We start from the raw sequence: 13,819 nt of genomic DNA, 5'->3' as shown, positions 1-13,819 counted from the left end.
TCAAAAAATGAAAAAATGCGCATTGGACTTTGTCCAGTGCGCATTTTTTATATACTTTATCAAGGGCGCTCGATTGTGCTGCCCATGTCGATGAAGTCTGCAGTTGCATTAACTTCTGTTGTGTCAAAAACGGTGAGGCGGACAATCAGCTTTTCTTTCTCATACACGACGCCAGTGACTTTTCCTTCAGGCGTAGGTATTTCATAAGCAATGGAGTTGAGGAATTTCGCACCTTGTGGAGCTGCGGCTTCTGTTATTTCAGCATCCGGGTTTGAAGCTGCCAACGCTTCCTTCATTGCGGCTTCTGCTTGTGCAAATTCAATGTCTTCTTTGTTGAAAGTTTCAATGCGCATGAATACCGCAGAATCTTCTTCCCATAGCAAAGCGTCTTTGCCAGGCTCTTCAGGAGTCAATTGGAAGCCAGGCAGCACATACAGTTTATACTGCTGTTCGTCGCTCGTTGCCAGTTCGCCTTCAGTTTCAGCTTTCGAAGGTTCTTCTTCGGCTATTTCAGGCTCTTCTGCAGGCTCTTCTTGTGCAGGTTCTTCCTCCGCAGGCTCTTCTTCAGCTTCCGGTTCTTCAGTTTCTACAGGTGTTTCTGTAGTTTCTTCGACCGGATCCGTTTCTTCTGGAGTTTCTTCAGCCCCATTCGGCTCTTGTTCGGTTTCAGAACTTCCACATGCAGCCAATAGGCCGCCGACCGTCAATACCGCTGCTGCCAAAAATAAATTATTTTTTTTCATAATAATTCCTCCCTTTCCTATAGTTGACGTTTAATGCGCACAAGACGTTTCACTTATTGCAAAGGTTTTACCAAAAACAAGAGGATGACCATTACCAGGTGAGTGATGATCAATAGCGGCATACTGCGTTTCCATTCATAGAGAGCACCAAGAATCATGCCCGCTGCTGCAGCGGCTAACATGCCTGGAATAAATCCGCCGAGCCCCAGCGCAAGTCCGAAAAGCACAGAAGACGTTAAAATTGCGAAGGAAGCCGGCATATATTTCTTCAATTTTTGCTGGACATAGCCGCGCCAGAAGATTTCTTCTCCAGGAACGATGATGAACATTAGTAGAAGATAATGCCAGATGGATATGGGCGCAAAGTTCTCCAAGAAGTTTGAAATGGAATCCTCGATTGGAAACGGCAATAATTGCAGCACTCCATAGCTGCCCGCGATAAGACCGTAAATCAGCGTCCCATAGCCGAGCCCGAACAATAGCGACTTCCATGTAGGCAATTCATCGAAAATTTTCGTGAACAGCAACGCATAAGACATGAGCAATAACAAAGCGAATGTATACATATACCAAAAAATTGCTGTATTTTGAAACGCGATGAAATAGAGCAGAAAAGCTGAAGGGATCAGCAGCAGTAAATGATGTTCTTTCATAAAATTCAACATAATATTTCCTCCTAGATAACAGCCGTTTTTCATGAGAGCTAACGGCGAAGCCAAAGATGTTCAACTTCAGATGATGCTGTATAATCGAAGTTATTAACATTTCTTTGGAAATAGCTAATGCCAAACCAGTGGGAGCACCCGCTGGATCTGAATGCCTTCTTCCATTTAGTAATTATAGCAGAAGCTGATTGGCGAATCGAAGATGAAAGGGGAAAGGGAAAATGACAGATTACACAGAATTGCTGGATCAATTGAAAAGCGGGGCATTGGAATCTTTGACAATCGAGAAAGAAGATTTCCTGGAATTCCGCCAAGTTTTAATAGCGCGTGAAGATTTCAAGCATTTCCGCGGCGTTGCACACCATCATGGCGTAACGATCTACAATTACACAGAAGAACCATCGAAATGACTTGACGCATACATAGGGGGAAATGAAAAGTGGAGAAATTAACGTTAATAAGGGAGCATTTAAACAGCCTGATTGTTGGCCGTGAAAAAGAAATTGATTTTATGCTTATCGCGCTGCTTCAAGAAGGGCACGTATTGCTTGAAAGCGTTCCGGGTTCAGGCAAGACATGGATGGCAAAAGCATTTGCCGGGTCTTTCCAAGGGGGATTTCAGCGCTTGCAGTTCACGCCGGATGTTTTGCCATCGGACGTGACGGGAATTCGCTTTTTCAACCCGCAGACACAAGAATTCGAATTGCGCCCAGGAGCAGTGTTGACGAACCTGTTGCTTGCAGACGAAATCAATCGCGCCACACCTAGGACACAATCCAGCCTGCTTGAAGCGATGGAAGAAAAACAGGCGACCATCGACGGGGAAACGCTGCAGCTGCCTGATCCGTTTATCGTCATCGCCACACAGAATCCTGTGGAGTCGCAGCAAGGGACGTTCCCCCTTCCGGCTGCTCAATTGGACCGATTTTTATTCCGATTGGAAATCGGCTATCCGAGTTTCGAGGAAGAGCTGAAGATCATCCGGGATTTCCGTGGCAATGCATCGCATAAAAAAGAAATCAGCGCAGTGGCATCCATCAGTGAAGTTCAGGCGTGGACACAAGCTGCCAAGAAAGTGTCGATTCATGAAGACATCGAGCATTACATCATCAAGCTCGTCCAGGCAACAAGAGCGCATCCGTTGGTCGATCTGGGCTTGAGTTCGCGCGCAGCGCTCGCGCTTGTCCATGCCGCGCAAGGGCGTGCGTTTATCGAAGGGCGCATATTTGTGACGCCCGATGATGTGAAATACGTATTGCAGCCTGTCGCTTTGCACCGCCTTCTCCTGACAGGTGAGGGGATGCTCATCGCCAAGCCGTCGGAAGTCCTGCAGGAAATCGCCGAATCCATCCCGATGCCTGTTGAGGCGCTTTAAGATGGGGTGGATTCGCCACGAAGAAGGGACGAGGCAGCAAAGCATCATTTTAGGGGTGCTGGCCGTAGCCCTTTTTATGGCTTTTGTGTTTCTCCAGTATGAAGCAGCGGCAGTGCTGTCGTTCGGAACTGCCGTATTCGGCCTGCAATGGGCTTATATAAAGCAGGCAGGAAAAAAACTCGCCTACCATAATGTTTTCGTGCGCCGCCGTATTTTGTATGGCGGAGAGTCCGAATGGGAATTGGAGTTTGAAAATGGCGGATTGCCGATATGGGGAGGAACGCTGAAAGTTTGGTTTCAGGATGCGGTCCAGCCCATGGACAGCCATAACGAACAGTTCGGTGAGCTTGTTGAAGTGGATGTGCCTTTTACAATTGGTTTCAAAGAAAAAATGATTGTGAAGATACCGGTGATCGGACATCATCGGGGGTTGGCGAGGCTGAAAAAAATGGAATTGGACATTCCGCTGCCATTCGGCGACGGACATGTGCTGCTGGAGTATCAGGACCGGCTGCTGCAGGAACAAATGGTTTATCCGAAACTGAGGAATTTCCCATTCAACAACAGGCCTTCCAGCCAAAAAGCCGGCTATTTCAATTTGAATCACACGCTGTTTGATGATCCGTTTCAGCCTGTGGGCACAAGGGAATATCTCCCGACTGACCAATTCCACCACATCCATTGGAAGGCGAGCGCCCGCATGCAAAGTTATCAGACCAAAATTTTCACCCAAGTAGCGAACGAATCGGTGCTGTTCGCGGTGAACGTCGCTTCGCATTACGCGACAATCCCGAATTTGGAAGAACGGGCAGAAGAATTGGCTTCTTACATTGAAAGCTGTTACCGGGCAGGCATTCCGTACGCGCTGGCTGTAAACGTTCGTGCAGCAGGGGCGGTTCCTTACCTTTACCTCCCATCAGGGGAAGGCCAGAAGCAGAGGCAGAAAGCATTGGAATTGCTGTCTGTATTGTCAAAGGATCATTCAACAATGCCTTTCAATGCAATGGCGAACCATTTGGAGCGACATGATGGATTGCCTTCTACGGCATATGTATTGACCGATGAGAAGGCTGATATCGCAAACATCACAGCAAAATGGGGCAAACGAACCCAGCTGGCTGTATTGAAAAGCCGCCAAGGGAGGGAACCTGCATGAGCAGCCGTTTTAATGCCGCCTCCAAATTTGTGATGGATGCTTTCGCCATTTCGTTTATCGCTGTCATTTTGACCGATGAAGCGCTGCATCCCCTGCTGCTGTTCTGGCCGATTTTGAGTTTTGCCGCAGCGTTGTCCGCTTTCTGGCTGTTTGGGAAGCTTTCTTATAGTGTTTGGTTGGCAGCTGCCATCGCCGGAGCCGCCGCACTGGGGGGATTGCTGATCGGATTTCCGTTATGGCTCGCAGCTGCATTGATGCTGGCTGCCATTTATCGTCTGCACGCCCGTTTTTCAGGAAGCGAAGATGGCGGCGAAGCACTTAGCAAACCGATGTTATTGATCGTCGTGTTGTTTGCAATTGCCATGCTAACAACAATGTTTAACCCCGCACAAGAAACGGAACGGATCCTGTATACGCTTTTCGCAGCGGCAATTGTCTTGAATGTGCTTCTCAGCTTGTGCTACCGGTATTTGAAGCATCGGCCGGAAGGCGTCGCTTTATCGCAGCTTGCGGCAGCAGGAGGCATTGTACTGGCTGCAAGCGCCTTTTCAGCATGGCTGGTCTATATTATCGCAGAAAACACCAGGCAAGGAGCAGGGGCCGCCGCAGGCTGGCTGCTGCATTTGGTGCTATGGCCATTTTCCGGACTGATGGAAAAATTGGGCGTTTCGCTATCGGCTTTGTCAAACTCAGAACAAGCGCAGCAAACCATCGATAAAATGGGGCCTTCTGAAACAGCGGATAAAAACGAGCTGGAGTCAGTGCCGGCTGCCGCCGATTTTCCGGTTGAAGTGATGTTGGCCATATTGCTATTGGGGATAGCCGCCGCTCTGGTGCTATGGCTCAAGAAATGGCGTCCGGATAAAACAGAGCCTAAATTAGAGCAGCATCTGTCAATTGAACGGATGAACATGAATAGCGCTGCCATAAACTCAGATCTCGAGCATCAAGACGATATTCTTGCTGCGCCAGTGGGCCTGCAGCACATCCGGGCAGTGTACCGTGATTTCGAGCGGCAGGCTGAAGCAGCAGGATATGGCCGATTCGCTTCTGAGACTGTCCGGGAATGGACAGCGCGTATGGGGTGGCAGGCATCCGAAAATTTTTTTGCAACATATGAATTTGTCCGGTATGGCCAAGGGGAAGTTTCGGCCGCTGAAGCAAATCCTTTCTTGCAAGAAATCGAGCAGCTTTCAGAAAAGAATTTCAAAGAAAAGGTTTAAGCTTTTGATAGACGGGGCATAGTATACTTGAACACAGCAACATTCTCATTTCCCCCTTTTGTGGTCGGTCCGAATAGCGGATCGGCTTCTTTTTTTTGCGCATTTTTTGGACCAGCGATCAGGGTTGTTTAATATTTATGTGAATTAACAGAAGATTTTTGCTAAACTGGTAATATAGAGAAGGAGTGATTGCATATGAAGATTGGATTTATAGGGACTGGTGTCATGGGCAATAGCCTGGTCAAACATTTATTGCAGGCTGGCCATGAAGTGGCGATTTATACACGGACGGCAAAAAAAGCGGAGAACCTTGTGGCTTTAGGGGCAAAGCTAATGGAGTCGCCGCGTCAGGCAGCGGAACATGCAGAGACATTGTTCACGATGGTCGGATACCCATCGGATGTCGAACAAGTCTACTTCGGCGATAACGGCATCTTGGCAGGCGCTAAAATAGGAACAGTAGTGGTCGATATGACCACGTCACAGCCAAAACTGGCGCAGCGGATTTACGAAGCGGCTAAGGATCAAGGGGTGAAATCGTTGGATGCCCCGGTGTCTGGCGGTGACATAGGGGCACAGAATGGCACCTTGTCAATCATGGTCGGAGGAGAAGAGGCAGTTTTCCAAGAGGTTTTGCCGTTATTCGAATTGCTTGGACAGAATATCGTCTATCAAGGGGCTGCGGGTGCTGGCCAGCATACGAAAATGTGCAACCAGATCATCATCGCTTCCAATATGGTCGGTGTCTGCGAATCGCTGATCTACGCGAAAAAAGCGGGACTTGATCCGGAACAGGTGCTGCGGTCGATTTCATCCGGCGCGGCGGGTTCATGGTCGCTGTCCAATTTGGCGCCTCGCATCATCAATGGCGATTTCGAGCCAGGATTCTACATAAAGCATTTCATCAAAGATATGAAAATCGCGGCTGAAGAAGCTGAAGCCATGGGGCTTGAACTGCCAGGCCTTCGCCAATCATTGCGCATGTATGAAAGCTTGGCTGATAAAGGCTACGGCGAAAACGGCACACAAGCATTGATCAAGTATTACGAAGAGTAAAAAAATCCGCAGGCTCAGGGAGCCTGCGGAAGAGAAGGTCAATCAAAATAGGATTTTTTAGGTGAATAAAACCGGTCAGCGTCTCTCGGCTGGTAGGTTTTGGCGAAAGGCGCTTGGGGAGTTTCTTTCTTTTGCGGCTGAAGGCCAGTGAAAGAGCTGAGGATCTCCTTGGCGGTTTTCAGGTTCATCCTGCTGGGTGGATTCCGATAGGATTCATCCAACTGGCCTAAATGGTCAAGCTGTTCAAAGTCTTCTTTTTTCGGAAGCATGTGAAAATAGTAGTTTCCGCATTGAACGAGGACTGATGATTGTTGTTGGCTTTTCCGGGGATTTTTGCTGAAGTGAAGACCGATTTTTTTGGCGCGGTTTTTGTTGATCATCGCCGATAAGGCTTCTTTTTTCAAGGCGTATAAATACTGGTTGTCAGGGGCGGTTTTCGCGTGCCGGTTGACGGTGAAGATAGCTTGGGCAATTTCCGCATCCGTTTTTTGTGTAGCCATGGACCCATTCCTTTCTGTAGTTGGAATTTGCTTAATTAAGCATGTCCATCATACCAAATAAATGGGAACCTGTATACTGGACGGGCAGCGGCGCCGGATTGAAAAATACCACATAAAAGGGGATTGGGAAAATGGAAATGTTCAAAGGGCAGACGATTATTGTAACAGGCGGATCGAGCGGCATGGGCTATCATATGGCAGAACGTTTTGCAAAAGAAGGTGCGAATGTCATCATCACGGGGCGCGATATGGAAAAGTTGAATGCTGCTGTCACTTCGATGGAAGCGCTTAATGGTTCTGTGGAAGTATTCCAAATGGATGTCCGTGAACCGGAACACGCAAAAGCGATGGTAAGCTTCGCACACGAGAAATTCGGGCGCATCGATGGCCTTGTCAATAATGCGGCAGGCAATTTCATCGTCCATGCAGAAAAGCTGTCGCCTAACGGCTGGCGTTCTGTCATTGATATCGTATTGAACGGCACGTTCTTCTGTTCACACGCGGTCGGTAATTACTGGATTGAAAATGGCACGAAAGGAAATATCCTGAACATGCTCGCCACTTATGCATGGAACGCAGGAGCAGGTGTTGCCCATTCCGCGGCCGCCAAAGCAGGAGTCATGTCATTGACCCGTACATTGGCAGTGGAATGGGGCACGCAATACGGCATCCGGGTCAACGGCATTGCACCGGGGCCGATTGAACGCACAGGCGGAGCCGATAAATTATGGGAATCCGAGAAAGCGGCAAAACGCACACTTGAATCTATTCCGCTTGGACGCCTTGGGAAGCCGGAAGAAGTGGCAGAACTGGCAGCGTTCATCATGTCGGAAAGAGCTTCTTATATGAACGGGGAGATTGTCACATTGGACGGCGGACAATGGCTAAACAAGTTCCCGTTCTAGAAAATTCTTACAGTTTATTCGCCAAATACAAAGTGAAAAATAGTTTCGGCTACCGTAATATGTTATGATGAAAACGACCGGATTTAGGTTGGCTCGTTTATGAAGTTAAAGGAGTAGAGTACATGATTTCATTACCTAGCAAAGATTTTCTTGATATGCCAATCGAACAATTCATCATTTCTTCTGAAAAAGTTGCCCATGTCCAAGTCGGCAATAGCGCAGAACACGCATTATTGGTTTTGACAAAAACAGGCTATTCCGCGATTCCCGTACTGGATCCGAAATACCGTTTTCGCGGTTTGATCAACGCCCAGCGTATAACTGACGCCATTCTGGGGCTCGACCACATTGAATATGAACGGCTGCCTGACATCAAAGTAGACGATATCATGGAGCGGGATTTTCCGCTGATCCATATTAATGAACGCTTCCGGCGGGCATTGGACCTGCTGATTGACCAGAACTTTTTATGTGTCATCGATGATGATGGAATGTTTATGGGGATTTTGACTCGCCGAGTCGTCCTGAAACAATTGAAAAAGCAAATTTACCAGTTGAAAAAATAAGAATCGGATAGCCATTTGAGGTCTCATTGCGAGGCCTTTTTTCTGTCATCAAGAGAGAGGGCATAATATATGAAAAAAACAAATCGTCCGCTGGTGTTAGCGTCCGTCATGCTGGCGATGTTCATCGGGGCAGTGGAAGCGACGATCGTCTCAACCGCGATGCCGAGCATATCTGCAGAGCTTGGCGGATTTTCCAAATACAGCTGGGTGTTTTCGGCGTACCTGCTGATGAGTACGGTTACGGTACTGCTGTATGGGAAGCTATCTGATATTTTTGGCCGCAAGCCGATATTCGCTGTCGGGATCATCTTGTTTCTGATCGGTTCGCTTCTTTGCGGGCTGGCAACATCAATGGACCAATTGATCTTATTCCGCTTTGTCCAAGGAATTGGAGCGGGAGCTGTATTGCCGATTGCCACGACAATCGTCGGAGATATCTACACGAATGAAGAACGTGCGAAAATACAAGGCTATTTGTCGAGTGTCTGGGGAATTTCCGCAGTCACCGGACCTGCAATTGGCGGCGTCTTAGTGGCGACAGTCGGCTGGGAATACGTATTCTGGGTCAATATCCCACTCGGCATTCTGGCGTTGCTGGGAGTGCTGTTCTTTTTGGTGGAACCGGTGAACCATAAGAAACCGGCGATCGATTTCGCTGGAGCAGCTCTTCTGACGCTTGCGCTGTCCATGTTCCTTTATTGGCTCGTGGAAGGCGGCGTCGGTTTCAGCTGGGCATCTATTCAGTCATTCTTGCTATTGGGCGGGGCGGCCGCCATTTTCACCCTGTTCGTTTTTGTGGAGCGAAAAGCGGAAGATCCGATGATGCCATTTTCCATTTGGCGCAATAAATCGATTTTATTCGCGAACTTGGTTTCCTTGTTTACAGGCATTATCCTGATTGGCGTTACGAGCTATTTGCCTGCCTACGTCACGGGCGTCATGGAACAGTCCGCGACAATTGCCGGGTTCACGCTGACCGCGATGTCGATCGGCTGGCCGATTGCAGCGTTCTTTTCAGGAAAACTGCTGCTGAAAATCGGTTATTTCCAAACCTCGCTGCTTGGCGGCGTGTCATTGGTTATCGGCACCGTCTTGTTCGTCCTGATGCAGGCAAGTTTCGGCCCGTGGTGGGCGGCGATGTCGAGCTTTTTCATCGGCGTCGGGATGGGGCTTACTAGCACCGCGTTCATCGTTTCGATCCAATCGGCGGTTTCCTATGAACAGCGCGGCTCCGCGACTGCTTCAAACATTTTTATGCGGAATCTAGGGAGTACGATTGGCGCAGCATTGTTGGGGAGTGTATTGAATGTGACGCTGCTGAATTATTTCCGCAGCACCGGGGAAGGTTTTACGCTGAACTCGGTCAACGAGTTGCTGACAGAGAAGAGCCGGGCAGCGTTATCCCCGGAGACGATCAGCGTGCTGCAGGAAGGGCTCGAATTAGGATCTCAGAACGTTTACGGGTTGACCGCGGTTTTTGCCTTGATCAGCTTGCTGCTGATTTTTGGGCTGCCGCGAAAGAGAGGGCTGAAAAGCGATGGCTAATGAAGAACTGATCATCAAAGTGCTGGCGGAAGAAGGCAATATGCGGAAAGCGGCTGAACGGCTGTTCTTGTCACAGCCGGCTTTGTCGCAGCGCCTGCAGTCCATCGAGAAAGACTGGGGGCAGCAATTGTTCATCCGCTCGCAGAAAGGGTTGACGCCGACGCCTGCGGGAGAGCTTGTCATCAATTATTCGATTGACATGATCGAGCGAAAAGAAGAGGTATTCGAGATTCTTCATACATTGACGTCTAAAGTCCACGGTACATTGAAAATCGCCTGCGCAACAATCATTGGCCAGAATTGGCTGCCGAAAGTGCTGAAAGATTTCGTCACGCTTTATCCGGAAGCGAAAATCCAGCTGATCACCGGATGGAGTTCGGATATCGTCCGTGCGCTATATGAAGGCGAAGCGCATGTCGGCATCGTCCGGGGACAGACCGATTGGAAAGGCACGAAGATGCATTTATTCCGCGATACGCTGTATTTGGTCGATAAGGAAATCACTTCGCTCGAACAAGTGGAAAAGACGGAACGGCCGTTCATCCAGTTTAAAAGCGATTCGAATTATTACGAGGAAATCCAACAATGGTGGCAAAAGCATTTTTCCTCAAGCCCGAAGCGCCAAATTACCGTCGACCAGATTGAAACGTGCAAGCAAATGGCCGTCAACGGCATTGGCTATGCGATTCTGCCTTCCATCACGCTGACTGGGACAGAAGGCGTCCACAAGATTCCGCTGTCGAGCAGCGCGGAAGAATTGGAGTTGACTCGTGATACGTGGCTTATCGGCTACGAATCCGCATTCCAGCTGCGCCAAGTAGAAGCATTTGTCGATATCGTGAAAAAACATGCCGCTTTATTAAGCTAAAGTACTGAATTATTATTCTGAATCCGTTATAATAACACCATCACTCATAGAAAGAGGTTTTTATTGATGAAACAAATGGATGCAAATGAAATTATCTCGTACATACAGAATGCAACAAAATCAACGCCAGTCAAAGTATATGTTAAAGGGCAAAACGTTGCTTCTTTGGACTACGGCACAGGCTCTAAAGTTTTCGGCGAAGGCAATCATGCCATCGTGTTCGGTGAATGGGCGGAAGTGCAAAAAGCACTTGAAGCGAATAGCGCAGCTATCGAAGACTCAGTGGTAGAAAATGACCGCAGAAACTCAGCAATCCCGTTATTGGATATGAAAAACATCAATAGCCGCATCGAACCAGGCGCATTTATCCGTGAAAATGTGGAAATCGGCAATAATTGCATCATCATGATGGGTGCTGTCATTAACATCGGAGCGGTAATCGGCGATGGCACAATGATCGATATGGGTGTTATTTTGGGTGGCCGCGCAACTGTCGGCAAAAACTGCCACATCGGAGCAGGCGCAGTGCTGGCCGGCGTGATCGAGCCTGCATCAGCGACTCCTGTCATTGTAGAAGACAACGTCATGATCGGTGCGAATGCAGTGGTCTTGGAAGGCGTCCGCATCGGTGAAGGCGCAGTTGTTGCAGCCGGCGCGATTGTCATCGAAGACGTTCCAGCCAACTCAGTAGTCGGCGGTACGCCAGCGCGCGTCCTTAAATTGATGGACGAGAAAACGCGTTCGAAAACGGAAATCAAACAAGAACTTCGCCAGTTATAAGAGGCGATTTGCGATGGATTTAGTAAAAATCAGACGAGCTTTGCATCAAATACCGGAAATCGGATTCCAGGAAGTCAAAACCCAGGCGCTGTTGAAAAGCATCATCGAGGAGCTTCCGCAAGCGCGCCTGGAAGTGGTGGAATGGAAGACCGGCTTGGCCGTAAAGGTTTCCGGCACGGCCCCGAGCAAATTGATCGGCTGGCGCACGGATATCGACGGCTTGCCGATTACGGAAGAAACGGGCAATGACTTTGCATCTGTCCATCCAGGCCGTATGCACGCCTGTGGGCATGATGTCCATATGGCGGTTGCGCTTGGATTGCTGGAGAAATTAACTGCAGAGCCGATCAAAGATGACGTGGTGATCTTGTTCCAGCCCGCGGAAGAAGGGCCGGGCGGTGCCTTGCCGTTCCGGGAATGGCTGAAAGCCGACATGCCTGCATTTTTGCCAGATCGCATTTTTGCCCTGCACATCGCGCCGGAAATGCCGGCAGGGACGGTATCGACAAAGCCGGGCTTGTTGTTTGCTAACACTTCGGAATTGTTCATCGACCTTCAAGGCAAAGGCGGCCATGCCGCTTTTCCGCATCATGCGGAAGACATGGCAGTGGCAGCGGCATCGCTATTGCTTCAGCTGCAGACAATCGTCAGCCGCAACGTCAACCCGATGGATTCCGCGGTATTGACGGTCGGCAAATTCACTGCAGGGACCGTCCAGAATGTCATAGCGGAACACGCGCGGCTTGAAGGGACGATCCGCACATTGAATTTGGAATCGATGCAGAACATGAAGTCCCGCATTGAAGCACATTGCCGCGCAATAGAAGAAGGTTTCCGTTGCCGAGTCACCATCGATTACGGCTCAAGTTACCTGGAAGTGAATAATGACGAAGAATTGGCAGAACAATTTCTGCAATTCGCCGCCGGCTATAAAGGCGTTTCTGCTCAGCGCGCCGAAGCGGCGATGACGGGTGAGGATTTCGGTTATTTCACCAATCAGATTCCGGGGCTCATGTTTTGGGCGGGTGTCGGTTCTCCTTACGGCCTTCACCATTCCAAACTGGATCCGGATGAAGCGGTATTGGCAACGCTGCCGCAATTCATCTATGAATTTTTCAAAAGCCAATAAAAACAGACAGACAGCCATGTGGCCGTCTGTCTGTTTTTTTATTATAGCCACTCGATTAGGCCGTCAGCTAGACCGGCTTTCAGCAAGCAATTGGCGTTTTCGCAATGACCACGTATTTGCCAGGAAGAAGCAGGTAATCAAGATGGCTGTTCCAAAAATATACGGGAAACTCATGTCGATATCGAAGAGGATTCCGGCAAGCGCAGGCCCGATCATGTTTCCTAAACTCATATAGGCGTTGTTCATGCCGGCGGCAAATCCCTGTTCATTGCCGGCTAGTTTGGAAATGAGCGTATTGATGGCCGGCCGCAGGAGGGAAGCTGCTGTAAAGAAAATGGCCGAGACCAGCAGGATTGTCCAGAAGGTGTTGACGAAAAGTACAGCAATCATCGCTGCTGCGGAAACCAGCAGGTTGACCAAAATGACTTTCATTTCGCCGAAGCGCTTGAACAGCCGGTCGATGACGAATGTTTGGACGATGACGCCGACAAAGCCGCCTACGGTGATGAGCACCGCGATTTCCTTCGGCGTGAAACTGTATTTCTTATCGACATACAAAGCGATCGTCGATTGGAAATTGGCCAATCCGAATGCAAAGATGAACATGACAATCAGCATCACGAAGTAAGGCGTATAGGTGGACCTTTTCAATTGCTGCAAGAGATTTTCGCGTTTGGCGGGGGCAGCTTCGATGGTCGGAGCAACGTCCGGCAAAGCGAATTGCGAAATCACGGCTGCAATCAAAGCGACTGCGGTTGCGACGAAGAACGGAAATTGCAGGCTGACTTCTGCGAGAAAGCCGCCGAATCCAGGGCCGACCATAAAGCCGAGCGACATCGAAGCCCCGAGAAGCCCCATTCCTTTGCCGCGTTCATCGTAGGTGGTGATGTCCGCTACAAAAGCCATCATCGGCGGAATCAGGAAAGCAGCCCCTAATCCGCTGAAAAAGCGTGCTAAGTATAAAATCCATAAATCGGAAGCAAGGCCGAAGACCAATTGAGATAAGCCGAAGATGATTAAGCCGATGATAATCAGTTTCTTGCGGCCGTATTTGTCCGAAAGTTCACCGGACAGCGGAGAAAACAGAAATTGTGCCAAGGCGAAAGTGGCAATCAATGTGCCGAGCGCTTGGCCGGCAACCCCGAATGTATCGAGGTATTCGGGCATGATAGGGATGATCAGCCCGATGCCGCTCATCGCGATGAACATATTGAACATCAGCACATATAAAGCGAATTTATTTGATTTTTGGGCCATCGTCGATCCTTCTCTCTTATTCTTTCGTGTGTCTAAAAGTTTACCACAACG

At 49.1% G+C, this 13,819-nt stretch carries 15 protein-coding genes; 11 read left to right on the top strand and 4 right to left on the bottom strand.

Translation table 11 applies throughout. The features are described 5' to 3' along the window. Positions 1-59 precede the first annotated feature (59 nt). Complete coding sequence (locus QMA09_RS08530) at positions 60-743, bottom strand: hypothetical protein (RefSeq protein WP_290212782.1); 684 nt, start codon at positions 741-743, stop codon at positions 60-62. 53 nt (positions 744-796) lie between these two features. Continuing rightward, positions 797-1,408: a CPBP family glutamic-type intramembrane protease gene (locus QMA09_RS08525; protein WP_290212781.1), complete on the bottom strand. Its 612-nt coding sequence runs from the start codon at positions 1,406-1,408 to the stop codon at positions 797-799. 221 nt (positions 1,409-1,629) lie between these two features. Between QMA09_RS08525 and QMA09_RS08520 the strand changes: the two genes are divergently transcribed. The 5 genes from QMA09_RS08520 (at position 1,630) to QMA09_RS08500 (ending at position 6,218) form a co-directional block, all read left to right on the top strand. After that, the gene (locus QMA09_RS08520; protein ID WP_135505757.1) at positions 1,630-1,818 is read left to right on the top strand and encodes a hypothetical protein; all 189 of its coding nucleotides are present in this window, start codon (positions 1,630-1,632) and stop codon (positions 1,816-1,818) included. Positions 1,819-1,847: 29 nt separating this feature from the next. Further along, positions 1,848-2,783 (top strand): AAA family ATPase, encoded by a 936-nt coding sequence (locus QMA09_RS08515; protein ID WP_290212780.1) that lies wholly within the window; start codon positions 1,848-1,850, stop codon positions 2,781-2,783. Position 2,784: 1 nt separating this feature from the next. Further along, positions 2,785-3,939, top strand: a complete 1,155-nt coding sequence (locus tag QMA09_RS08510; protein ID WP_290212779.1) for a DUF58 domain-containing protein — start codon at positions 2,785-2,787, stop codon at positions 3,937-3,939. After that, positions 3,936-5,162, top strand: a complete 1,227-nt coding sequence (locus QMA09_RS08505) for a DUF4129 domain-containing protein (protein ID WP_290212778.1) — start codon at positions 3,936-3,938, stop codon at positions 5,160-5,162. Before QMA09_RS08510 ends, QMA09_RS08505 begins: the two co-directional genes overlap by 4 nt. A gap of 195 nt (positions 5,163-5,357) precedes the next feature. Then, a complete protein-coding gene (locus QMA09_RS08500; RefSeq protein ID WP_290212777.1) occupies positions 5,358-6,218 on the top strand; it encodes an NAD(P)-dependent oxidoreductase in 861 nt (286 codons plus the stop codon). A 38-nt stretch (positions 6,219-6,256) separates the two neighbouring features. Here QMA09_RS08500 and QMA09_RS08495 read toward each other — a convergent pair whose 3' ends face one another. Then, the gene (locus tag QMA09_RS08495) at positions 6,257-6,718 is read right to left on the bottom strand and encodes a YkyB family protein (protein WP_183736410.1); all 462 of its coding nucleotides are present in this window, start codon (positions 6,716-6,718) and stop codon (positions 6,257-6,259) included. Between the two features lie 137 nt (positions 6,719-6,855). Here QMA09_RS08495 and fadH point away from each other — a divergent pair, with 137 nt between their 5' ends. The 6 genes from fadH to QMA09_RS08465 all read left to right on the top strand — a co-directional run bounded on the left by fadH (position 6,856) and on the right by QMA09_RS08465 (position 12,511). After that, a complete protein-coding gene (fadH, locus tag QMA09_RS08490) occupies positions 6,856-7,623 on the top strand; it encodes a 2,4-dienoyl-CoA reductase (RefSeq protein WP_290212793.1) in 768 nt (255 codons plus the stop codon). Between the two features lie 122 nt (positions 7,624-7,745). Next, entirely contained in the window at positions 7,746-8,189 is a 444-nt protein-coding gene (cbpB, locus tag QMA09_RS08485; RefSeq protein WP_135505660.1) for a cyclic-di-AMP-binding protein CbpB, read from the top strand. A 69-nt stretch (positions 8,190-8,258) separates the two neighbouring features. Beyond that, positions 8,259-9,734: an MDR family MFS transporter gene (locus tag QMA09_RS08480; protein WP_290212775.1), complete on the top strand. Its 1,476-nt coding sequence runs from the start codon at positions 8,259-8,261 to the stop codon at positions 9,732-9,734. Continuing rightward, on the top strand, positions 9,727-10,602 hold the full coding sequence (locus QMA09_RS08475; protein WP_135505664.1) for a transcriptional regulator CcpC: 876 nt from the start codon (positions 9,727-9,729) through the stop codon (positions 10,600-10,602). The genes QMA09_RS08480 and QMA09_RS08475 overlap by 8 nt, the downstream gene beginning before the upstream one ends. A 66-nt stretch (positions 10,603-10,668) precedes the next feature. Beyond that, positions 10,669-11,382: a 2,3,4,5-tetrahydropyridine-2,6-dicarboxylate N-acetyltransferase gene (gene dapD / locus QMA09_RS08470; RefSeq protein WP_135505666.1), complete on the top strand. Its 714-nt coding sequence runs from the start codon at positions 10,669-10,671 to the stop codon at positions 11,380-11,382. A 13-nt stretch (positions 11,383-11,395) separates the two neighbouring features. Further along, positions 11,396-12,511 (top strand): N-acetyldiaminopimelate deacetylase, encoded by a 1,116-nt coding sequence (locus QMA09_RS08465; protein ID WP_290212774.1) that lies wholly within the window; start codon positions 11,396-11,398, stop codon positions 12,509-12,511. Between the two features lie 63 nt (positions 12,512-12,574). Here QMA09_RS08465 and QMA09_RS08460 read toward each other — a convergent pair whose 3' ends face one another. Further along, positions 12,575-13,768: an MFS transporter gene (locus QMA09_RS08460; RefSeq protein WP_135505670.1), complete on the bottom strand. Its 1,194-nt coding sequence runs from the start codon at positions 13,766-13,768 to the stop codon at positions 12,575-12,577. Positions 13,769-13,819: the final 51 nt, after the last annotated feature.

The organism is Planococcus sp. APC 3906, assembly GCF_030407685.1.
In the GTDB taxonomy this organism is placed as follows: Bacteria; Bacillota; Bacilli; order Bacillales_A; family Planococcaceae; genus Planococcus; species Planococcus koreensis.
Note: the sequence above shows the minus strand (reverse complement) of the source record. Positions and strands in the feature narration are given on the sequence as shown.